The organism is Arthrobacter sp. QXT-31, from assembly GCF_001969265.1.
Lineage (GTDB): Bacteria > Actinomycetota > Actinomycetes > Actinomycetales > Micrococcaceae > Arthrobacter.
This window is the reverse complement of sequence record NZ_CP019304.1, coordinates 291,083-311,506: the sequence shown is the minus strand read 5'-3', so window position 1 is coordinate 311,506 and position 20,424 is coordinate 291,083. Positions and strand designations below refer to the sequence as shown.

At 67.0% G+C, this 20,424-nt stretch carries 19 protein-coding genes; 18 read left to right on the top strand and 1 reads right to left on the bottom strand.

From position 1 onward, the window contains the following. The first annotated feature begins 1 nt into the window (after nucleotide 1). From BWQ92_RS01550 to hisF, 7 genes are all read left to right on the top strand, one after another. On the top strand, nucleotides 2–691 hold the full coding sequence (locus BWQ92_RS01550; protein ID WP_076797927.1) for a riboflavin synthase: 690 nt from the start codon (nucleotides 2–4) through the stop codon (nucleotides 689–691). 89 nt (nucleotides 692–780) lie between these two features. Beyond that, on the top strand, nucleotides 781–1,452 hold the full coding sequence (ribB, locus tag BWQ92_RS01545; protein ID WP_076803448.1) for a 3,4-dihydroxy-2-butanone-4-phosphate synthase: 672 nt from the start codon (nucleotides 781–783) through the stop codon (nucleotides 1,450–1,452). Continuing rightward, nucleotides 1,449–2,150: a GTP cyclohydrolase II gene (gene ribA / locus BWQ92_RS01540; protein ID WP_076797926.1), complete on the top strand. Its 702-nt coding sequence runs from the start codon at nucleotides 1,449–1,451 to the stop codon at nucleotides 2,148–2,150. Before ribB ends, ribA begins: the two co-directional genes overlap by 4 nt. An 18-nt stretch (nucleotides 2,151–2,168) precedes the next feature. Then, nucleotides 2,169–2,651 carry a 6,7-dimethyl-8-ribityllumazine synthase gene (ribH, locus tag BWQ92_RS01535; RefSeq protein WP_076797925.1) on the top strand — a complete coding sequence of 161 codons (483 nt, stop codon included), beginning with the start codon at nucleotides 2,169–2,171 and terminating at the stop codon, nucleotides 2,649–2,651. A 135-nt stretch (nucleotides 2,652–2,786) separates the two neighbouring features. After that, on the top strand, nucleotides 2,787–3,050 hold the full coding sequence (locus tag BWQ92_RS01530) for a phosphoribosyl-ATP diphosphatase (RefSeq protein WP_076797924.1): 264 nt from the start codon (nucleotides 2,787–2,789) through the stop codon (nucleotides 3,048–3,050). 58 nt (nucleotides 3,051–3,108) lie between these two features. Next, the gene (gene hisG, locus BWQ92_RS01525) at nucleotides 3,109–3,969 is read left to right on the top strand and encodes an ATP phosphoribosyltransferase (RefSeq protein ID WP_076797923.1); all 861 of its coding nucleotides are present in this window, start codon (nucleotides 3,109–3,111) and stop codon (nucleotides 3,967–3,969) included. Between the two features lie 45 nt (nucleotides 3,970–4,014). Further along, nucleotides 4,015–4,791 carry an imidazole glycerol phosphate synthase subunit HisF gene (gene hisF, locus BWQ92_RS01520; RefSeq protein WP_076797922.1) on the top strand — a complete coding sequence of 259 codons (777 nt, stop codon included), beginning with the start codon at nucleotides 4,015–4,017 and terminating at the stop codon, nucleotides 4,789–4,791. A gap of 64 nt (nucleotides 4,792–4,855) precedes the next feature. On the opposite strand, the gene BWQ92_RS01515 is transcribed toward hisF, so the two are convergent. Further along, entirely contained in the window at nucleotides 4,856–5,500 is a 645-nt protein-coding gene (locus BWQ92_RS01515) for a TIGR03085 family metal-binding protein (RefSeq protein WP_076797921.1), read from the bottom strand. A gap of 258 nt (nucleotides 5,501–5,758) precedes the next feature. Between BWQ92_RS01515 and BWQ92_RS01510 the strand changes: the two genes are divergently transcribed. The 11 genes from BWQ92_RS01510 to BWQ92_RS01460 all read left to right on the top strand — a co-directional run bounded on the left by BWQ92_RS01510 (nucleotide 5,759) and on the right by BWQ92_RS01460 (nucleotide 20,373). After that, nucleotides 5,759–6,499, top strand: a complete 741-nt coding sequence (locus BWQ92_RS01510; protein WP_076797920.1) for a hypothetical protein — start codon at nucleotides 5,759–5,761, stop codon at nucleotides 6,497–6,499. Between the two features lie 122 nt (nucleotides 6,500–6,621). Then, nucleotides 6,622–7,065, top strand: a complete 444-nt coding sequence (gene hisI, locus BWQ92_RS01505) for a phosphoribosyl-AMP cyclohydrolase (protein ID WP_076797919.1) — start codon at nucleotides 6,622–6,624, stop codon at nucleotides 7,063–7,065. A 59-nt stretch (nucleotides 7,066–7,124) separates the two neighbouring features. Then, nucleotides 7,125–8,702 (top strand): anthranilate synthase component I, encoded by a 1,578-nt coding sequence (locus BWQ92_RS01500; RefSeq protein WP_076797918.1) that lies wholly within the window; start codon nucleotides 7,125–7,127, stop codon nucleotides 8,700–8,702. Then, nucleotides 8,702–9,337, top strand: a complete 636-nt coding sequence (locus tag BWQ92_RS01495) for a Trp biosynthesis-associated membrane protein (RefSeq protein ID WP_076797917.1) — start codon at nucleotides 8,702–8,704, stop codon at nucleotides 9,335–9,337. The genes BWQ92_RS01500 and BWQ92_RS01495 overlap by 1 nt, the downstream gene beginning before the upstream one ends. 97 nt (nucleotides 9,338–9,434) lie before the next feature. Then, the gene (locus BWQ92_RS01490; protein WP_076797916.1) at nucleotides 9,435–9,719 is read left to right on the top strand and encodes an HGxxPAAW family protein; all 285 of its coding nucleotides are present in this window, start codon (nucleotides 9,435–9,437) and stop codon (nucleotides 9,717–9,719) included. Between the two features lie 2 nt (nucleotides 9,720–9,721). Further along, nucleotides 9,722–10,540, top strand: coding sequence for an indole-3-glycerol phosphate synthase TrpC (gene trpC / locus BWQ92_RS01485; RefSeq protein WP_076797915.1), 819 nt, complete (start codon nucleotides 9,722–9,724; stop codon nucleotides 10,538–10,540). 94 nt (nucleotides 10,541–10,634) lie between these two features. Next, nucleotides 10,635–11,954, top strand: coding sequence for a tryptophan synthase subunit beta (gene trpB / locus BWQ92_RS01480; RefSeq protein WP_076797914.1), 1,320 nt, complete (start codon nucleotides 10,635–10,637; stop codon nucleotides 11,952–11,954). Continuing rightward, nucleotides 11,951–12,769, top strand: coding sequence for a tryptophan synthase subunit alpha (gene trpA / locus BWQ92_RS01475; protein ID WP_076797913.1), 819 nt, complete (start codon nucleotides 11,951–11,953; stop codon nucleotides 12,767–12,769). The genes trpB and trpA overlap by 4 nt, the downstream gene beginning before the upstream one ends. Nucleotides 12,770–12,777: 8 nt before the next feature. Further along, entirely contained in the window at nucleotides 12,778–14,040 is a 1,263-nt protein-coding gene (lgt, locus tag BWQ92_RS01470; protein WP_076797912.1) for a prolipoprotein diacylglyceryl transferase, read from the top strand. 266 nt (nucleotides 14,041–14,306) lie between these two features. Then, nucleotides 14,307–18,923 carry a glutamate synthase large subunit gene (gene gltB / locus BWQ92_RS01465; protein WP_076797911.1) on the top strand — a complete coding sequence of 1,539 codons (4,617 nt, stop codon included), beginning with the start codon at nucleotides 14,307–14,309 and terminating at the stop codon, nucleotides 18,921–18,923. After that, a complete protein-coding gene (locus BWQ92_RS01460) occupies nucleotides 18,916–20,373 on the top strand; it encodes a glutamate synthase subunit beta (RefSeq protein ID WP_076797910.1) in 1,458 nt (485 codons plus the stop codon). The genes gltB and BWQ92_RS01460 overlap by 8 nt, the downstream gene beginning before the upstream one ends. Nucleotides 20,374–20,424: the final 51 nt, after the last annotated feature.

Here is a 20,424-nt window from a genome sequence, read left to right as displayed (position 1 = left end):
GATGTTCACCGGAATTATCGCCGAACAGGGGAAGGTCCTGTCCGTGGAGCGGAACGGGGAGACGAGCGCAACGCTGCGCCTGCACGCCCCGGGCACCGCGGAGGGGCTGCCGCTGGGCGGCTCGATCGCCGTCAACGGCGTGTGCCTGACCGCCACGGCCATCGACGGCAAGGACTTCAGCGTCGACGTCATGGGCGAAACCCTCATCCGCAGCACCATCGGCGAGCTTGCGGCGGGCGACCCCGTCAACCTCGAACGCTGCGTCCCCGCCGGCGGACGCCTTGACGGCCACGTGGTTCAAGGGCACGTGGACGGCGTCGGCGAACTGCTCGAACGCGAACCGCAGGGGAACTGGGAACGGCTCCGGTTCGGCGTTCCCCAGCGCCTGGCACGCTACATCGCGGAAAAGGGTTCCATCGCCATCGACGGCGTTTCCCTCACCGTCACGGCAGTCAGCCCGGCGTCGGAGACGGCGCCGTGGTTCGAGGTGGGGCTCATCCCCACCACCCTTGCAGAGACCGGCCTCGGCGCGAAGCCGGCCGGCAGCAGGGTGAACCTTGAGGTGGATGTGCTGGCAAAGTACACAGAGCGGCTGCTCGCGTTCCGCACGGAAGGCCCGGCAGCCGGCATCGAAGGTGCTGCAGTTTCGGAAGCAGCTGCAGTGTCAAAAGCACAGGAGGTCCAGCGGTGAACGGCACCTTGAATCTGAACGGCGCACCAAATCTCGACGGCGCGCCAAAACTCGACGCGGCGATTTCCGGCGACGTCACCTCCGGCACGATGACGCTGGACTCGATTGAGGACGCTGTCCGCGCCATGGCGGCCGGCCGTCCGGTGCTGGTGGTGGACAACGAGGACCGGGAAAACGAAGGCGACATCATCTTCGCCGCCCAGCACGCCACACCGGCGCTCATGGGCTGGACCATCCGGTACAGCTCCGGCGTCATCTGCGTGCCGCTCGACGGCGCCCGGGCCGACGCGCTGGAACTGCCGCCCATGGTGGAGGTCAACCAGGACGCGAAGGGCACTGCCTACACCGTGTCCTGCGACGCCGCCACCGGCGTGAGCACCGGCATCTCGGCCACGGACCGGGCCCTCACGGCCCGCATCATCGCCGATCCCCACAGCGGTCCGGAGACCCTGACCCGCCCCGGGCATATTTTCCCGCTGCGGGCCGTTAATGGGGGAGTGCGTGAACGCCCCGGCCACACCGAAGCGGCCGTCGACCTCTGCCGGCTTGCCGGCCTGGAGCCGGTGGGCGTGATTGCCGAGGTTGTATACGACGACGGGGAGATGATGCGGCTGGACGGCCTCCGGGTTTTCGCTGCCGAGCATGGCTGCCCCCTGATCTCCATTGAGGACCTGGTTGCCTATCTGGGAGCTGGCAACCGTGTATCTTCACAGGAGAGCACTTTGGAAGTCAGTCCGGCCGGAGAAGGGGAAACACGATGACGGCACCTCAAGCAGCGGAACCGAGCAGCAACGGACGGCAGCCGCATCCGGTGAGCTGCGGGCCCGTGGTCCAGCTGCCCACGGCATTCGGTGATTTCGTGACCCAGGCCTGGACCGATCTGGTGACCGGCGCCGAGCACCTGGCGGTCAGCTCCCCGAATCCTCCCAAGGACGGCAAGGCGCCCCTCGTGCGCCTGCATTCGGAATGCCTCACCGGCGATGTGTTCGGCTCCTACCGGTGTGACTGCGGCGAACAGCTCGCCTACGCCCTGGAGCTGATCGCCGAGAACGGCGGCACGCTGCTGTACCTCCGCGGCCAGGAAGGCCGCGGCATCGGGCTGGCCAACAAGATCAAGGCGTACGCCCTGCAGGAGGCCGGGTTCGACACCGTCGAGGCCAACGAACAGCTCGGACTGCCCGTCGACGCCCGCTGCTACAAGGCAGCGGCGCAGATTCTGGCCGAGATGGGCCTGCATGAGATCCGGCTGCTGAGCAACAACCCGGACAAGCAGAACCGCCTGGCTACGGCCGGCGTAAGGGTCGTCGAGATGGTGCCCACCGAGGTGCCGTCCCGGGAACAGAACCTCCGGTACCTGCAGACCAAGAAGGACCGCATGGACCACCTGCTGAACCTCGACACCGAGACCGCGGGGCTTCCCCGCACCGGCACCGATACTTTTGAACACGAACAAGACTGAACGGATCAGGACCACTTTATGAGCGGACACGGCGCACCCCAGATTGACCTCACCACCCTCGACCCCGCTGAAACGTCGCAGCTGAAGCTGGCGATCGTCGCGGCCAGCTGGCACACCCAGATCATGGATGGCCTCCTCGACGGCGCCCTGCGCGCTGCCAAGGACGCCGGCATCAGCGAGCCGACCGTGCTGCGCGTCCCAGGCAGCTTCGAACTCCCGGTGGCTGCTGCTCGGCTGGCGCCGCACTTTGACGCCGTCGTCGCACTCGGCGTCGTGATCCGCGGCGGAACGCCGCACTTTGACTACGTCTGCCAGGCCGCGACGTCGGGACTTACCGACGTGAGCGTCCGCACCGGTGTGCCGGTCGGGTTCGGCGTGCTCACCTGCGACACCGAAGAGCAGGGCCTGGACCGGGCAGGCCTGCCCGGATCCTCCGAGGACAAGGGGCACGAGGCCGTCACGGCCGCACTGTCCACGGCGCTGCTTCTTAAGAACTACTAAAACGTATTTCCCCAGTTCCAGGGCACGTGCGGGGATGCGGGCGCAAGCACACTCCGTGTGTAATCGCTCACATCCCCGCCGTCATGGAACTGCCCGACACGCGGGCCCCTGCCCGGAGCAAGTAGGCTGGAGGGCGTGAAGAATTTCGAGACGCTGTTCGCCGAACTGAGCGAGAAGGCAGCGACCCGCCCCGAAGGCTCCCGGACCGTCGCCGAACTGGACTCGGGAATCCACGGCATCGGCAAGAAGGTCGTGGAGGAAGCGGCCGAAGTCTGGATGGCAGCCGAGTATGAATCCGACGAGGCCGCGGCCGAAGAGATCTCGCAGCTCCTGTACCACCTGCAGGTCCTGATGCTCGCCAAAGGCCTCAGCCTGGAAGACGTCTACAAGCATCTCTAGCCGCCTCTGCGTGGCCCCGCTTGACTGACCCACCCTTCCAAACCAGAAAGACCTCCTAATGCTGCGTGTAGCCGTACCCAACAAGGGATCCCTGTCCGAAGCCGCCTCCGCCATGCTGTCCGAGGCGGGCTACCGCCAGCGCCGGGACAACCGTGAACTGGTCATGGTGGATCCGGACAACGACATCGAGTTCTTCTTCCTCCGCCCGCGGGACATCGCCGTGTACGTCGGGCAGGGAACGCTCGACGTCGGCATCACCGGCCGTGACCTCCTGCTGGACGCACAGGTGGAGGCAGAGGAACTGCTTCCGCTCGGGTTTGCCGGCTCAACATTCCGCTTCGCCGGCCCGGTCGGCGACTTCAGCACCGTGGAGGAACTCGAGGGCAAGCGACTCGCCACCAGCTACGACGGGCTCCTGCGCGACTATCTCGCGGAACGCGGCATCAAGGCGAAGGTGGTCCGGCTGGACGGCGCCGTGGAATCCTCCGTACGCCTCGGCGTGGCGGACGCCATTGCCGACGTCGTCGAGACCGGCAACACCCTCAAGGCCGCCGGCATGGAAATCTTCGGTGACCCCATCCTCAAGTCCGAGGCTGTCCTCATCCGCCGCACCGGCGAGGGCGGCGCTGCCAACGGCACGGCCAAGGAGATCGACGTCCTGATCCGCCGCCTGCAGGGCGTCCTGGTGGCGCGGCAGTACGTGCTCATGGACTACGACATCCGCAAGGAACTCGTGGAGCAGGCCGCCGGCCTCACTCCCGGCCTGGAATCACCCACCGTCTCGCCGCTGCGCGATTCGGACTGGGTGGCCGTGCGCTCCATGGTGCCCAAGAAGGAAACCAACCGGATCATGGACGAGCTGTACGACCTCGGCGCCCGCGCCATCCTGGTCAGCAGCATCCACGCCTGCCGGATCTGACCCGGTTTCCCTCAGCACACCCCCAGCAGTACAACAGGAGAAGTCATGGCTGTATCCGTCCGCGTTATCCCCTGCCTGGACGTGGACGCCGGCCGCGTGGTCAAGGGCGTCAATTTCGAGGGCCTCCGCGATGCCGGTGATCCCGTTGAGTTGGCGCACCGCTACGACAACGCCGGCGCCGACGAACTCACCTTCCTCGATGTGACCGCCTCCTCCGGCAACCGGGAAACGACGTTCGACGTCGTCCGGCGCACCGCCGAGGAAGTGTTCATTCCACTCACGGTCGGCGGCGGCGTCCGCGGCGTTGCGGAGGTGGACAAGCTGCTGCGGTTTGGAGCCGACAAGGCCTCCATCAACACTGCAGCTGTGGCCCGCCCCGATGTCATCGACGAAATCACCCGGCACTTCGGTTCCCAGGTGCTGGTGCTGTCCGTGGACGCCAGGCGCACCCGTCCCGGATCCGAGCCCACGCCGTCGGGCTTTGAGGTGACCACCCACGGTGGCCGGCAGGGCACCGGGATCGACGCGATCGCCTGGGCTAAGGAAGCAGCGGACCGCGGTGTGGGTGAGATCCTGCTGAACTCCATCGACGCCGACGGCACCAAGGACGGCTTCGACCTTGAGCTCATCCGGCTGGTCCGCGCCGCCGTCAAGGTTCCGATTATCGCTTCCGGCGGCGCGGGCGAGCCCGCGCACTTCCCGCCCGCTGTGCAGGCAGGAGCAGACGCGGTGCTTGCCGCTTCGATCTTCCACTGGGGCCCGGACGACATGATGGCTCAGGTCAAGACGGCAATCCGCGACGCCGGCTTCGAGGTCCGCTAATCCCCACCCGCTCCCTATCCCTCGCAAGCTCGGGCAGGGAACCCTGCGGGCGTGGGCCCAGTCTCTAGAGCCCGACTTCGGCTGACTGGAGGAGGGCGACGGCATCCGGCTGGCCTTCGAAGGTGACCAGCGCGTGGCGCGTGCGGCCGTGGGCGTGCATCAGCAGTTCGCCGGGTTCGCCGACGATGGCTACGGAGACCGGTGCGCGCTTGGCGACGTGCCGGGGGCCGGAGGGGCTGACCAGGACGATGCCCAGGTCCACGCCGCGGTAGAGGATAGCTGCCCGCTTGACCAGTTCATCCCACAGGGCGTCCGAGTATTCCTCGTCGAGGGCCCGGGGCGCCCAGCGGTCAACGGCCCGGCGGACATCCTCGGTGTGGACGAAGTATTCGATCAGGTTGGAGCTCTCATCCAGCGCCTTGATCTTCATGGGGGACAGCGCTGGCGGTCCTGCACGGAAAGAGTTCACGAGTTTGGCATAGTCGTCGGCCGTGGTGAGTTTTCCCGCCAGGCGGGCGGTTGCCTTGTCCGAGGCCTTGGACAGGCTCTTGATGATCAGGCCCAGCCCGACGGCGGCCTTCCGCTCACGCAGGTACAGGTGCGCTGCGAGGTCCCTGGTCTTCCAGCCCTTGCAGAGCGTGGGGGAGTCAGGACCGGCCGCCAGCAGGGTCTCGGCCAGGACTTCTCGGGACGGATCGACGAAATGCATCACTTGGAAAACTAGCACGTCCCCGGTGCAGTTGCGCAGTCTGTTGATGTCCGTGAATTTGTGCCCTGCCCGAAACGGGGGACCCTTCAAGAATTCCCAAGTTTTTTCCAAGCTGGCGCTCTAAGTATTTGCAGGGGGAGTGCACACGCAAACTGGGCTCCAGCGCACCATCAGACGCTTTTGGTCTGCTTCCGGGAGTGAACGGAAGGCTGCAGTGGAGCGAATAAGAAAACTCCATCTGTAGCGTGAGGAATTGCTATGAGCACTCTAAGGAAATTTGGCACACTGGGCAGCCTGGGGCTGCTTGTATCGGGCAGTCTGATCTTCGGTTCCGCGAACGCCGCCATGGCGGCAACGTGCCGGACGGGCCTCGCGGCACCGGCCAGCACCACCTTCACCGGGACGCTCGTCACGGCGACCAACTTCGAGGGAAACACCCTGTCGCCCTTTGTAAAGAGCACTGCAGGGACCGGAACCGTGGCGGTGTTCAGCCCCAAGGCGCACTCCGGAACATGTTCTGTTCGGATCCGGGCCACGGACACAGCAGGCTCGGTGGCGAACATGCGGCTGGCGCTGCCCGCGGGGACCAAGCGGGCCAGCACGGACGCCTGGGTAAACATCACCACCGGCGGCCTTGCCGGCAACAATGTTCCCTACGTCCGGTTCTTCTCAGGTACGACGCGCGTGGCCGATGTCTTCCGCAACAACGCCAACGGACAGCTGTGGCTGCGGACCGCCAACCCCGGCGGCTCGGTAACCTATGTCAAGCTCCAGAACGCCAGCGTGCCGCTGAACACGTGGCAGCGCATCAGGATGCAGGTCCGCGCTGACGGCCCCCGGTCCACGGTTCAGATCTGGTTTGGGACTGTCCAGGTTTTCAACAGGACGGTGAATCTGCCCGCCACGGTCCTGAGCAGGGTCCAGTTCGGCGCAGAGCACGGGCGCCAGATGGGTGACAGCTACATCGACGACATCGTGGTGAAGCGTTCCGCTTCCTGACGGGTTCCTTTTCATTCAGATCACGGCTTTATTCAGATCACCGCACGGCCCGCAGGTGCCTCAGAGCCCCTGCGGGCCCGTGCTTGTGCCAGCGTCCCGGGATGGGCACTAGACTTGACGTGATGTCTGAGCAGCCCGCCCCCAGCCCCGCCACCGCCGCAACTGCCGGCGCCCCTTCCTCCGACGCCGGTCAGAGCCCTTTGCCGGGGAGCCCCCTGCCGGCCGAGATTGCCTCGGCGCTGAAGCGGGACGGCGCCGGACTCGTGGCTGCCATCGTGCAGCAGTTCGACACCAACGAGGTCCTCATGCTGGGCTGGATGGATGACGAGGCCCTGAACCGGACCATGACCACCGGCCGCGTGACGTTCTACTCACGCTCCCGTCAGGAGTATTGGCGCAAGGGTGATACGTCCGGCCACGTGCAGTGGGTCAAGTCGGTTGCCCTGGACTGCGACGGCGACGCCCTCCTTGTGCGGGTGGACCAGGTGGGCGCAGCATGCCACACCGGTACACGCACCTGCTTTGACGGCCGGGATTTCGACGTTGTGGCAGGTCCGGCCAACTAGCGGCCCACCTCACCCACCCAACAGGCTTTCACTCAAAAACAGACGGAGAACCAATAGCGATGCAGGACCTCGGAATCATCAGCCCTGGCCTGGAAGAATTCCGGGAACTCGCCGCCCACAGCCGGGTCATCCCTGTCCGGCTGAAGGTGCTGGCGGATGCTGAAACACCGATCGGGCTGTACCGGAAGCTGGCGCAGGGCCAGCCGGGCACCTTCCTCATGGAGTCGGCGGCTGTCGGCGGTGCCTGGTCCCGCTACTCGTTCATCGGTTCGCGGTCCCGCGCCACACTGACCACCAAGGACGGAGAAGCGCACTGGCTGGGTGAGCCGCCGGCGGGTGTGCCAGTGGACGGAAACCCTGTTGACGCCATCCGCGACACCATCGAGGCGCTGCGAACCGACCGGTTCGACGGGCTCCCGCCCTTCACCTCCGGCTTGGTGGGATTCCTGGGCTGGGAAACGGTCCGACACTGGGAAAAGCTGACCAGCCCGCCCGAGGACGACCTGCAGCTTCCCGAACTGGCACTGAACCTCGTCACCGACATGGCCGTCCACGACAACATGGACGGCACGGTGCTGCTGATAGCCAACGCCATCAACTTCGACAACAGCTCCGAGCGGGTCGACGAAGCCTGGCATGACGCCGTCGCGCGTGTGAAGGAACTGCTGGCGCGCATCAGCACCCCGGTGCTCCAGCCGGTGTCCGTGCTGGAACCGGCCGCCCTCGATTTTGCCGCCAGCGTCCAGGAACGCTGGCACGAACCCGAGTACCTCGCTGCCCTCGACCGCGGCAAGGAGGCGATCGTGGACGGCGAAGTCTTCCAGGTGGTCATCTCGCGCCGCTTCGAGATGGAGTGCGGGGCGTCGCCGCTGGATGTCTACCGGGTGCTGCGCAACACCAACCCGAGCCCCTACATGTACATCTTCAGCCTCGAGGATGCCGCCGGCCGCGAGTACTCGATCGTCGGGTCCTCGCCGGAGGCGCTGGTGACCGTCACCGGCGAGGACGTCATCACGCACCCCATCGCCGGGTCGCGGCCCCGCGGCAAGACCGTGGACGCGGACAAGGCGCTGGCCGAGGAACTCCTCGCGGACCAGAAGGAACGCGCCGAGCACCTCATGCTGGTGGACCTCTCCCGGAACGACCTCTCAAAGGTATGCGTGGCCGGCTCTGTGGATGTCACCCAGTTCATGGAGGTGGAGCGGTTCAGCCACATCATGCACCTGGTCTCCACCGTCGTCGGACGCCTGGCCCCCACGGCCAAGGCTTACGACGTCCTTAAAGCCACCTTCCCGGCCGGAACCCTCTCCGGCGCCCCCAAGCCCCGCGCCCTGCGTCTGCTCGATGAGCTCGAGCCGCACCGGCGCGGCATCTACGGCGGGGTGGTGGGCTATCTCGACTTCGCCGGTGACATGGACATGGCCATCGCTATCCGTTCCGCGCTCCTGCGCGAGGGACGCGCATACGTCCAGGCCGGCGGCGGCATCGTGGCGGACTCCAGCAACCCGGCCGAGGCGCAGGAAACCGTCAACAAGGCAGCGGCCCCGCTGCGTGCGGTCCATACCGCCGGTTCGCTGCACAACATCACGCCCGATTCGGTGAACACCCCCGGCCCGGTGGAAGAGGCAAACTCCTGATGGCGGGTCCCGCAGGATCCGCCACACCGGCGAAGGCGCCCAGCAGGGTTCCGGGGTGGGCCCGCAAGTCCACTGTGGTGATGCTGATCGCGGCCCTTGCACTGGCGGCCTTCGGCACCACCACCCAGACCTGGCTGACCGTCCACCTCGACCCGCAGCAGCTGGGCCAGGCGGCAGGCAGCGAGGGCGGTCTTCAGGTGCAGGGGAGCAAGGCTGCCACAACCGTCACGGCCCTGGCCCTCGTCGCACTGGCGGGCGGTCTCGCGGCGTCCATCGCGGGGAAAATCGGACGCTGGATCATCACCGCCATCATCGTGCTCGCAGCTGCCGGCATCATCGCCGCTGCCGCGACGGTCCTCGCTGATCCCCTCGCCGCGGCCCAGGGATCCATCGCCGCGGCCACCGGGGTCTCGGGAGGCAGCGCGGACGTGAGCGTCAGTGCGTTCCCGGTGCTCGCCGTCGTCGCAGGTTCGCTGCTGGCCTTGTGCGGCCTGCTGGTGGTTCCGGCGGGACGGTACTGGAAGTCCCGCACCAGGTACGACACCGCCGCGGCCGGTCCCGCAGGCCAGCAGACCGGTCCCGTGGACGAGATCGACAGCTGGGACAGGCTCTCCCGGGGCGACGACCCCACCTGAGCCGGCGGGTCATGCAGGCACGCACCCCGGCCGCGATGCCGAAGGCCGCGGCAAAAAATGGCAGAATGTAAGCAGTATTGATCCTGAGGAGATTCACATGAGCAAAGCCACTGTTTCCGGTACAAAGCCCGCGGCCCCCAAGCAGCACCACGGCATCGACCACAGCATCGACCTCGGCCACGGCAACAGCCCGGCCGCCTGGACCTGCGTCATCGTCATGCTCATCGGCGCCCTCATCGCCTCCATCGCCTTCGTGATCGCGAACACCCCGATCTTCTGGAGCGGCATCGGCGTCATGGTCCTCGGCCTGCTGGCCGGCTTCATCATGCGCAAGGCAGGCTACGGCGTGGGCGGCAGCAAGATCAAGAACTCCGGCCACTAACCGTGACGGTTCTCGACGACATCAACGCCGGTGTCAGGGAGGACATGGAGGGGCGCAAGCGCCTCGTGTCCCTCGCGGAACTGAAGGACCGTGCCCTGGCGGCTGCTCCTGCCCGGGACGCCTGGGCTGCGCTCGGCGGCGCCTCCGCGGACCGCGGCGAGCTCAAAGTCATCGCCGAGATCAAGCGCCGCAGCCCCTCCAAGGGCGACCTCGCCAGCATCGCGGACCCCGCGTCGCTGGCCGTTCAGTACGCCGACGGCGGAGCCGCGGTGATCAGCGTGCTCACCGAACAGCGCCGGTTCAACGGGTCGCTGGCCGACCTGGACGCCGTCCGTGCCCGGGTGGATGTCCCGCTGCTGCGCAAGGACTTCACGCTGGACGAGTACCAGATCTGGGAAGCCCGCGCGCACGGCGCGGACCTCATCCTGCTGATCGTCGCCGCCCTGTCGGACCAGCAGCTGCGCGAATTCAGTGCCCTGAGCCGTGAGCTCGGCATGAACGTGCTGGTGGAAACGCACACGCCGGACGAAGTCGAGCGCGCGGTGGCTGCCGACGCCCGGATCATCGGCGTCAACGTCCGCAACCTCAAGACGCTCGACGTCGACCGCTCCGTTTTCGCCTCACTCGCCGGCAGCATTCCTTCCGGTGCCGTGGTGGTGGCGGAGTCGGGCGTTCGGAACGCCGACGACGTCGCGCACTACGCGGCACATGGCGCCAACGCCATCCTCGTGGGGGAGGCGCTCGTCAGCGACGCCACCCCGCGTGAACGCATCGCGGAGTTCACAGCGGCCGGGGCCGCGGCCATCGCCGCCCGGGCCTGAGCTCCCACCCACCCGTGGTGCCGTCTGTCCGCACACCGTGCGGGCGGATGGCGCCTGACATCGAACAGAAAAAGTGAACAGGATGGTGAGACTGATGGCCGACGCGCCAACAGCCGGCTCTGACCAGGGCTCGGTGGACGCATTCCTGCAGGGAGGCAGCTCGCTGCGCCACGCCCCGGGACCCTACTTCGGCGAGTACGGCGGCCGCTGGATGCCTGAGTCACTGATCGCCGCCCTGGACGAGCTCGAGGACACGTTCGAGAAGGCCAAAGCCGATCCCGAGTTCACCGCCCAGATCGCGGAGCTGAACAAGAACTACTCCGGCCGGCCCTCGCTCCTGACCGAGGCCAAGCGCTTTGCCGAGCACGCCGGCGGTGTCCGGATCTTCCTCAAGCGCGAGGACCTGAACCACACCGGCTCACACAAGATTAACAACGTGCTGGGCCAGGCGCTGCTTGCCAAGCGGATGGGCAAGACCCGGGTCATTGCCGAGACCGGCGCCGGGCAGCACGGCGTGGCCAGCGCGACGGCCGCGGCGCTGCTGGGCCTGGAATGCGTGGTGTACATGGGCGCCGAGGACTGTCGCCGGCAGGCGCTGAACGTGGCGCGGATGGAGCTCCTGGGCGCCACCGTCATCCCCGTCACCAACGGGTCGCAGACCCTGAAGGACGCGATCAACGAGGCTTTGCGCGACTGGGTGGCCAACGTCGGCAACACCCACTACCTGCTGGGCACGGCAGCCGGCGCCCACCCGTTCCCGGCCCTGGTCCGCTACTTCCACGAAGTCATTGGCGACGAGGCACGCGAGCAGATCCTTGAGCAGACCGGCCGGCTGCCGGATGCCGTCTGCGCCTGCATCGGCGGCGGCTCCAACGCCATCGGCATCTTCCACGGCTTCCTGGACGACCCGTCCGTGAAGATCTACGGCTTTGAGGCCGGCGGCGACGGCGTCGAGACGGGCCGCCACGCGGCCACGATCACGCTGGGCCGGCCCGGCGTGCTGCACGGCGCCCGGTCCTACCTTATGCAGGACGACGACGGCCAGACCATCGAGTCGCACTCCATCTCCGCCGGGCTGGACTACCCCGGCGTCGGGCCGGAACACTCCTACCTCGCGGACATCGGACGCGTCAGCTACGAGCCGATTACGGACAGCGAAGCCATGGACGCCTTCCGGCTGCTGTGCCGGACCGAGGGCATCATCCCCGCGATCGAGTCCTCCCACGCCCTCGCCGGTGCCATCAAGGTGGGCCAGCGGCTGGCGGCCGAAGGCGGCGACGCCGCTGAGAAGATCGTGATTGTGAACCTGTCCGGCAGGGGAGACAAGGACGTGGCAACCGCCGCGGAATGGTTCGACCTGCTGGACAAGGACTCGGCCGAGGCGACCATCGGCAAGGAAGGGGAGCAGCTGTGACCGCAGCGGACACCACCCACAAGCAGATCACCAGCAAGTCGGCTATTGCCATCGACAAGGCCCGCGCGGAAGGTCGCGCGGCCCTGATCGGCTACCTGCCCGCCGGGTACCCCAGCGTCGAGGAAACCATCGCCGCGGGCATCGCCCTGGCGCGCAACGGCGCCGACCTGATTGAGATCGGCATCCCCTACTCGGACCCGGTCATGGACGGCCCGGTCATCCAGGCGGCCACCACTGAGGCGCTGGCCAAGGGGTTCCACGTCCGGCAGGTCTTTGACGTCGTCGCCGGCATCACCAGCCAGACCGACGCCGCCGTCCTGGTCATGACGTACTGGAATCCCGTGATGCGCATGGGCGTGGACGAGTTCTCGCGGCGCCTGGCCGAGGCCGGGGGAGCGGGGCTCATTACTCCGGACCTGATTCCTGACGAGGCGGCCGAGTGGATGGAAGCTTCGGAGAAGTACGGCCTGGACCGTGTCTTCCTGGTGGCGCCTTCCTCCACCCCTGAGCGGATGCGCCGGACCGTGGACGCGAGCCGCGGCTTCATCTATGCCGTCTCCATCATGGGCGTCACCGGCGCACGGACGGCCGTGAGCGATGCTGCCAACGGTTTGGTGGCCGCGGCCAAGGCGGCCGGAGCGGAGCGCGTGTGCGTCGGCCTCGGCGTATCCACGGCGGAGCAGGTGGCGGAGATCGCCGCCTACGCCGACGGCGTGATTGTCGGCTCGGCGCTCGTGGCAGCTGTCCGCGACGGCGGAGTGGACGCCGTCGCCAAGCTGACCAAAGACCTCAGTACCGGACTGACCAGGAAGTAACCGCAGCCATGCAGACGCTCCTCACCGCAGCCACGCTGGTTCAGGCCGGCCTGCTTCCAGCCGGCATGGTGCCCGCAAGTATTCCGAGCCCGGACTGGTCCGGATTCGACATTCCGCTGCCGTGGGGATCGCTCCGCATCCACGCCTACGCCCTGTGCATCCTGGCGGGCATCGTCGTCGGCCTGTGGCTGACGTCCGTCCGCTGGGCCAAGCGGGGGGCGCCTGAAGGCAGCGTCTGGGACATCGCCATCTGGGCCATCCCGTTCGGCATCATCGGCGGCCGGCTCTACCACGTGTTCTCGTCGCCGGACGCGTACTTCGGTCCGGGCTTCGACGGCACCGGGGACCTGTCGCTGATCCCACAGATCCAGCGCGGCGGCCTCGGAATCTGGGGCGCCGTGGTGCTGGGTGCCTTCGGCGCCTGGATCGGCTGCCGCCGCGCCGGGGTCAAGCTCACGGCGTTCATGGATGCGGCAGCCCCCGGGCTGCTGCTGGCGCAGGCCATCGGCCGGTGGGGAAACTACTTCAACCAGGAACTCTTCGGCGGTCCCACCACGCAGCCCTGGGGCCTCCAGGTGGACGCCGACAACGCCAACTTCCCGGCCGGCTACCCCGCCGACACCCTCTTCCACCCCACGTTCCTCTATGAATCCCTCTGGAACATCGCGGGGGTGCTGATCCTCCTGGCGCTGGACCGGCGGTTCCACTTCCGCCGCGGCCGGCTCTTCTGGCTGTACGCCATGTACTACACGCTGGGCCGGGTCTGGATCGAGGCCATGCGGATCGACGACGCCGAGCAGATCAGCCTGTTCGGCATCACCACCCGGCTGAACGTCTGGACCAGCATCTTCGTGTTCATCGCGGCTCTTGCCGTATTCATCGTGCTGGGCCGGCGCAAGGGCGGCAACCCCGACAGTGTCTACCTGCCGGGCCGGGAGCCCGCCGCTGTGGCGGCTGGGAAGGCCGACGGCGACCAGCCGGCCAGCGCTGAAAATGAGGGTTTGGCAGCTGGTTCGGAGACGCCACGCGGCTCCGCTTCCGCTCCGAATGTGACCGGCCATCCAGCCCGTGATACGGACGCCGTTGTCTCAGATAGTGAATCGCGTGGTAATCTCCCTGATAACCAAAACGGTTCCGGGCTAGCTTCTGCCCAAACGGAAGCAGTCCCGGCATCCACCGGCGGCACCCCAACCGCCGCGGAGTCGCGGAACACCGGAAAGCCCGGTGGCACAGACACCGGAACCGCGCCGGACGCCGACAGCTCGCGCTAGAAGGCACCGGTACCCAGGGCAGCAGAGAGTTACCGCTCGGAGCGCCCACCACCACAACGTCGTGGCAGAGGCAACTCCGGTCAGCATAGAGCTGCTGGCGGGGTCAAGCCCGGGGCAGAAGCCTGTGTAACTGTTAGTTCTGCAGGTAGGCCTGCCCTACAATTTCCAGTAAGCAGTAACACTTTGTTGTGCCCATCACAGTGGCGCGCTGAGTGGGGCCAACGTTGTCCCTTCCATACGCACGATCAGGAGGAAGGACGTCTCCCATGACCCAAACTCTTTCAGGCCCCAGCTGGTCCGAAACGAACCAGCCGGACGCCGCCATGTCGCCGTTCAAGCGGTTCGCGGCGCTCCCAGAGGCATCCGGGCTCTACAACCCGGAGCAGGAGAAGGACGCCTGCGGTCTTGCGATTATTGCTACGCTGCGCGGTGAGCCCGGCTACGACATCGTCGAGGCAGCCTTGACGGCCCTGCGCAACCTCGAGCACCGCGGCGCCGTCGGCGCCGATGAGGGAACGGGCGACGGCGCCGGCCTCCTGATGCAGGTGCCGGACGAGTTCTTCCGTGCTGTCACCGAATTCGAACTTCCGGCTCCGGGGCAGTACGTGGTGGGTACTGCCTTCCTGCCGGCTGAGCAGCGCGAGGCCGATGCCGCCAAGGCAGGCATCGAGGCCTTGGCTGCAGATGAGGGCCTGACGGTCCTTGGCTGGCGTGAAGTTCCCGTCGTCGCCGACCTGGTCGGAGCCATGGCGCGCGCCTGCATGCCGTACTTCTCCCAGCCGTTCTTCGCCTCCGCAACCGGCGAGCAGCTGGACCGCAACGACCTGGACGGCCGCGCCTGGCGCATCCGCAAGCGTGCCCAGAACAAGTTCGGCGTCTACTTCCCGTCGCTGTCCTCGCGGACCATCGTCTACAAGGGCATGCTCACCACCGCCCAGCTGGAGCCGTTCTACCCGGACCTTTCGGACAAGCGCTTCAAGACCAAGCTGGCGATCGTCCACTCCCGCTTCTCCACCAACACCTTCCCGTCCTGGCCGCTTGCCCAGCCGTTCCGCACCATTGCCCACAACGGTGAAATCAACACCGTCAAGGGCAACCGGAACTGGATGCGCGCCCGCCAGTCGCAGCTTGCCAACCCGCTGCTGGGCGACTCGCCGGAAGAGCTGTTCCCGATCTGCACCCCCGGTGCATCCGACTCGGCCTCCTTCGACGAAGTGGCCGAACTGCTGTGGCTCTCCGGCCGCCCCATCACGCACGCGATCATGATGATGATCCCCGAGGCCTGGGAAAACCACGCCACGATGGATCCGGCACGCCGCGCGTTCTACGAGTACCACTCCCTCCTGATGGAGCCGTGGGACGGTCCGGCCGCTGTGTCGTTCACCGACGGCAACCTCGTGGGTGCCACCCTTGACCGCAACGGCCTGCGTCCCGGCCGCTACTGGATCACCGAGGACGGCCTGGTCGTCTTCGCTTCCGAGGTGGGCGTGATCGAGGTCGAGCCGTCCAAGGTGGTCAAGAAGGGCCGTGTTTCGCCCGGCAAGATGTTCCTCGTGGACACCGAGGCTGGCCGCATCATCGGCGATGACGAGGTCAAGGCCGAGGTCGCCGCGGCCAACCCCTGGGCCGAGTGGGTCAAGGACAACCTGATCGACCTCAACGAGCTGCCCGAGCGCGAGCACGTGGTGCACACCGCCGCGTCCGTGAACATCCGCCAGCGCACCTTCGGCTACACCACCGAAGAGCTGAAGATCCTGCTGGGCCCGATGGCCCGGACCGGCGCCGAGCCCCTGGGTGCCATGGGCTCCGACACCCCGGTGGCCGTGCTGTCCAAGCGCCCGCGCCTGCTCTTCGACTACTTCGTGCAGTCCTTCGCGCAGGTGACCAACCCGCCGCTGGATGCCATCCGTGAAGAGCTGGTCACCTCCCTGACGTGTGCCATTGGCCCGAACGGCAACCTCCTGGACACCAAGCAGGTGCGCCAGCCGCAGGTTTCGCTGCCGTTCCCGGTGATCAACAACGACCAGCTGGCAAAGATCGCCAACATCGAGAACGCCGACGGCGACAAGGTGGCCATGCGGGTCCGCGGCCTCTACCGCCCCGAGGGCGGCGAAGCGGCGCTGCGCGCACGGCTCACCGAAATCTGCGAGCAGGTTTCCGGCGCCATCAACCGCGGCGTGCAGTACGTGGTCCTCTCCGACCGCGACTCCAACGCCCAGTGGGCACCGATCCCGTCCCTGCTGCTGGTCAGCGCCGTGCACCACCACCTGCTGCGCAGCGCCAACCGCACCAAGACCGCCCTGGTGGTCGAGGCGGGCGACGTCCGCGAGACGCACCACGTGGCCGTGCTCATCGGTTACGGCGCGTCCGCCGTGAACCCGTACTTGGCCATGGAATCCGTCGAGCAGCTCATCGCTGCCGGCGACGTGGTGGGCGTGACCCCGCAGGACGGTGTCTACAACCTGATCAAGGGCCTCGGCAAGGGTGTCCTGAAGATCATGTCCAAGATGGGCATCTCCACCGTGGCGTCCTACACCGGCGCCCAGACGTTCGAAGCGCTGGGCCTGGGCCAGGAGCTCGTGGACGAATTCTTCGCCGGCACGCACTCCCAGCTGGGCGGCGTGGGCCTTGACGTCATCGCGGCCGAGGTGTCCGCGCGCCACCAGATGGCCTACCCGGAGGGCGGCATTGAACAGCCGCACCGGCCGCTGCTCGGCGGCGGCGAGTACCAGTGGCGCCGCGACGGCGAGCCGCACCTCTTCAACCCGGAGACGGTGTTCCGGCTGCAGCACGCCACGCGTGAGCGCCGCTATGACATCTTCAAGGCCTACACCAAGGGCGTGGATGACCAGTCCGAGAACCTGATGACCCTGCGCGGTCTGCTCAAGTTCAAGGACGGCGTGCGCCCCGCCGTGCCGCTCGAGGAAGTCGAGCCGGTCTCCAGCATCGTCAAGCGCTTCTCCACGGGTGCCATGAGCTACGGCTCCATCTCCAAGGAAGCACACGAGACCCTCGCGATCGCCATGAACCGGCTGGGCGGCAAGTCCAACACCGGTGAAGGCGGCGAGGACGTGGAGCGCCTGCTCGATCCCGAGCGCCGTTCCGCCGTCAAGCAGATCGCGTCCGGCCGCTTCGGCGTCACGAGCCTGTACCTGACCAACGCCGACGACATCCAGATCAAGATGGCGCAGGGCGCCAAGCCCGGCGAAGGCGGGCAGCTGATGGCCCAGAAGGTCTACCCCTGGGTTGCCCGCACCCGCCACTCGACTCCCGGCGTCGGACTCATCTCCCCGCCCCCGCACCACGACATCTACTCGATCGAGGACCTCGCGCAGCTCATCTACGATGCCAAACGCGCGAACCCCTCTGCCCGGGTGCATGTCAAGCTCGTCTCCGAGGTGGGCATCGGCACAGTTGCCGCCGGCGTTACCAAGGCCAAGGCCGACGTCGTGCTTGTTTCCGGGCACGACGGCGGTACCGGCGCCTCGCCGCTGAACTCGCTCAAGCACGCCGGTGTGCCGTGGGAGCTGGGTCTCGCAGAGACCCAGCAGACCCTCATGCTCAACGGCCTGCGCGACCGCGTGGTGGTGCAGGTGGATGGCCAGCTCAAGACGGGACGCGACGTCGTTATCGCTGCCCTGCTCGGCGGTGAGGAATTCGGCTTCGCCACGGCTCCGCTGGTGGTTGAGGGCTGCATCATGATGCGTGTCTGCCACCTGGATACCTGCCCGGTCGGCGTCGCCACGCAGAACCCCGAGCTTCGGGCCCGCTTCAGCGGCAAGCCCGAGTTCGTGGTCAACTTCTTCGAATTCCTGGCCGAGGAAGTCCGCGAGATTCTCGCGGAGCTTGGTTTCCGGAGCATCGAGGAAGCGATCGGCCACGCCGAGGTGCTGGACACCCGCGACGCGATCAGCCACTGGAAGGCCGAAGGCCTGGACCTGGATCCGATCCTGCACGGCCTCGAGTTCGACGACGATGCCCCGCTGCGGAACCTGACCGGCCAGAACCACGAGCTGGACAAGCACTTCGACCAGCGGCTGATCACCATGGCCGCCGAGGCACTGACTGACCGTGCCCCAGTGAAGATCACCGTTGACGTGATCAACACCGACCGGTCCGTCGGCACCATGCTCGGCCACGAGGTGACAAAGAAGTTCGGCACGGACGTGCTGGCCACGGATACCATTGACATCACGCTGAACGGCACGGCCGGCCAGTCGCTGGGTGCCTTCCTGCCTGCCGGCATCACGCTGCGCCTGTACGGCGACTCCAACGACTACGTGGGCAAGGGCCTCTCCGGCGGCCGGATCATCGTCCGCCCGGACCGCACCAACGTGTTCCAGGCTGAGCGGAACGTCGTGGCCGGCAATGTGATCGGCTACGGTGCCACGAGTGGCGAGCTGTTCCTGCGCGGCCAGGTGGGCGAACGCTTCCTGGTCCGCAACTCCGGCGCCACGGCTGTTGTTGAAGGCATCGGCGACCACGGCTGCGAGTACATGACCGGCGGCCAGACGCTGATCATCGGCCGCACCGGCCGCAACTTCGGCGCGGGCATGTCCGGCGGTACGGCCTATGTACTGGACCTCGACAGTGCCCGGGTCAACAAGGAAGCCCTGCAGTCCGGCGAACTCCAGCTCCTCGAGCTGGACGCCGAGGACCGCGACATCGTCCACGGCCTGCTGGTCAAGCACGTGGAGGAAACCGAATCCCAGCTGGCCGCGCGTCTGCTCGACAACTTCGACGACACCGCTGCCCGCATAACCAAGGTGCTGCCGCGCGACTACGCCGCAGTGCTGCAAACCAGGCTTGACGCCATCGAAGAGGGCCTCGACCCCGACGGCGAAGAAGTTTGGTCTCGAATCCTGGAGGTGACCGGTGGCTGACCCACGCGGATTTCTGAAAGTACGTCAGCGTGAAACCCAGCCGCGCCGTCCCGTTCCGGTCCGCATCATGGACTGGAAGGAAGTGTACGAGGCCCAGGAAAAGGGCACGCTGAGGGCTCAGGCCGGCCGCTGCATGGACTGCGGCGTGCCGTTCTGCCACCAGGGCTGCCCCCTGGGGAACCTGATTCCCGAGTGGAACGACCTCATGTGGCGGGACAAGGGCGAGGAAGCGATTGAGCGGCTGCATGCCACCAACAACTTCCCCGAGTGGACCGGGCGGCTCTGCCCCGCCCCGTGCGAGGCGTCCTGCGTTCTGGGCATTAACCAGCCTGCTGTCACCATTAAGCAGGTTGAGGTGTCCATCATCGATGAGGCCTTCGACAACGGCTGGGTCAACCCGCTGCCCCCGCACCGCCTCACCGGCAAGACGGTCGCCGTCGTCGGTTCCGGCCCTGCCGGCCTGGCAGCTGCGCAGCAGCTGACCCGGGTGGGCCACACCGTGGCCGTCTACGAACGGGATGACAAGATCGGCGGCCTGCTGCGCTACGGCATCCCCGACTTCAAGATGGAAAAAGAGCAGGTGGACCGCCGGCTCGAGCAGATGAAGGCCGAAGGCACCCGCTTCCGCACCGGCGTCGCCGTAGGTACGGACGTCACGTGGGAGCAGCTGCGCCGCCGCTACGACGCCGTGGTCATCGCCACCGGTGCAACGGTGCCGCGTGACCTGCCCATCCCGGGCCGCGAGCTCGAGGGCGTGCACTTCGCCATGGATTACCTGGTTCCCAGCAACCGTGTGGTGGCGGGGGAGTCCCCGGAGAACCACATTGACGCGCGCGGCAAGCACGTCGTCATCCTGGGCGGCGGCGACACCGGTGCTGACTGCATCGGCACGGCGCACCGCCACCAGGCAGCATCGGTGACCACGCTCGCCATCGGCAAGCAGCCGCCGCTGGAGCGCGCCGGCCACCAGCCGTGGCCGACGTTCCCCACCCTCTTCGAGGTGGCCAGTGCCCACGAGGAAGGCGGCGAGCGGACGTACCTCGCTTCCACCGTGGAGTTCGTGGGCGAGGACGGCAAGCTAACCGGTGTCAAGGTTGCCGAAACCGAATTTGTGGACGGCAAGCGCCTCCCCAAGGCGGGCACCGAGCGGATCATCCCCGCCGACCTGGTGTTCCTGTCGCTGGGCTTTACCGGTGCAGAACCCGCCGGTATCACGGAACAGGTCAACGCCGAGTTCGACGGCCGCGGCAACGTGGCCCGTGACGGCTACTACATGACCAACACGGAGGGTGTCTTCGTGGCAGGCGACGCCGGCCGCGGACAGTCCCTGATTGTGTGGGCCATCGCAGAAGGCCGTGCGGCCGCTGCCGCGGTGGACAAGTTCCTGATGGGCAGCACCATCCTTCCTGCACCTGTAGCTCCGACGGACCGCGCCATCGCAGTCCTGTAAGCGCGCCTTCCTTCGTGGCGGCCGACCCGGGGAATTCATCTCCGTGACAAC

What these genes read in the sequence shown, in the direction of transcription:
- hisG (WP_076797923.1), top strand. Translation starts at nt 3,109, where the DNA reads ATGCTGCGTGTAGCCGTACCCAACAAGGGATCCCTGTCCGAAGCCGCC.
- hisF (WP_076797922.1), top strand. Translation starts at nt 4,015, where the DNA reads ATGGCTGTATCCGTCCGCGTTATCCCCTGCCTGGACGTGGACGCCGGC.
- lgt (WP_076797912.1), top strand. Translation starts at nt 12,778, where the DNA reads ATGCAGACGCTCCTCACCGCAGCCACGCTGGTTCAGGCCGGCCTGCTT.
- ribH (WP_076797925.1), top strand. Translation starts at nt 2,169, where the DNA reads ATGAGCGGACACGGCGCACCCCAGATTGACCTCACCACCCTCGACCCC.
- BWQ92_RS01500 (WP_076797918.1), top strand. Translation starts at nt 7,125, where the DNA reads ATGCAGGACCTCGGAATCATCAGCCCTGGCCTGGAAGAATTCCGGGAA.
- ribA (WP_076797926.1), top strand. Translation starts at nt 1,449, where the DNA reads ATGACGGCACCTCAAGCAGCGGAACCGAGCAGCAACGGACGGCAGCCG.
- BWQ92_RS01510 (WP_076797920.1), top strand. Translation starts at nt 5,759, where the DNA reads ATGAGCACTCTAAGGAAATTTGGCACACTGGGCAGCCTGGGGCTGCTT.
- gltB (WP_076797911.1), top strand. Translation starts at nt 14,307, where the DNA reads ATGACCCAAACTCTTTCAGGCCCCAGCTGGTCCGAAACGAACCAGCCG.
- hisI (WP_076797919.1), top strand. Translation starts at nt 6,622, where the DNA reads ATGTCTGAGCAGCCCGCCCCCAGCCCCGCCACCGCCGCAACTGCCGGC.
- BWQ92_RS01490 (WP_076797916.1), top strand. Translation starts at nt 9,435, where the DNA reads ATGAGCAAAGCCACTGTTTCCGGTACAAAGCCCGCGGCCCCCAAGCAG.
- ribB (WP_076803448.1), top strand. Translation starts at nt 781, where the DNA reads ATGACGCTGGACTCGATTGAGGACGCTGTCCGCGCCATGGCGGCCGGC.
- BWQ92_RS01495 (WP_076797917.1), top strand. Translation starts at nt 8,702, where the DNA reads ATGGCGGGTCCCGCAGGATCCGCCACACCGGCGAAGGCGCCCAGCAGG.
- BWQ92_RS01515 (WP_076797921.1), bottom strand. Translation starts at nt 5,500, where the DNA reads ATGCATTTCGTCGATCCGTCCCGAGAAGTCCTGGCCGAGACCCTGCTG.
- trpB (WP_076797914.1), top strand. Translation starts at nt 10,635, where the DNA reads ATGGCCGACGCGCCAACAGCCGGCTCTGACCAGGGCTCGGTGGACGCA.
- BWQ92_RS01550 (WP_076797927.1), top strand. Translation starts at nt 2, where the DNA reads ATGTTCACCGGAATTATCGCCGAACAGGGGAAGGTCCTGTCCGTGGAG.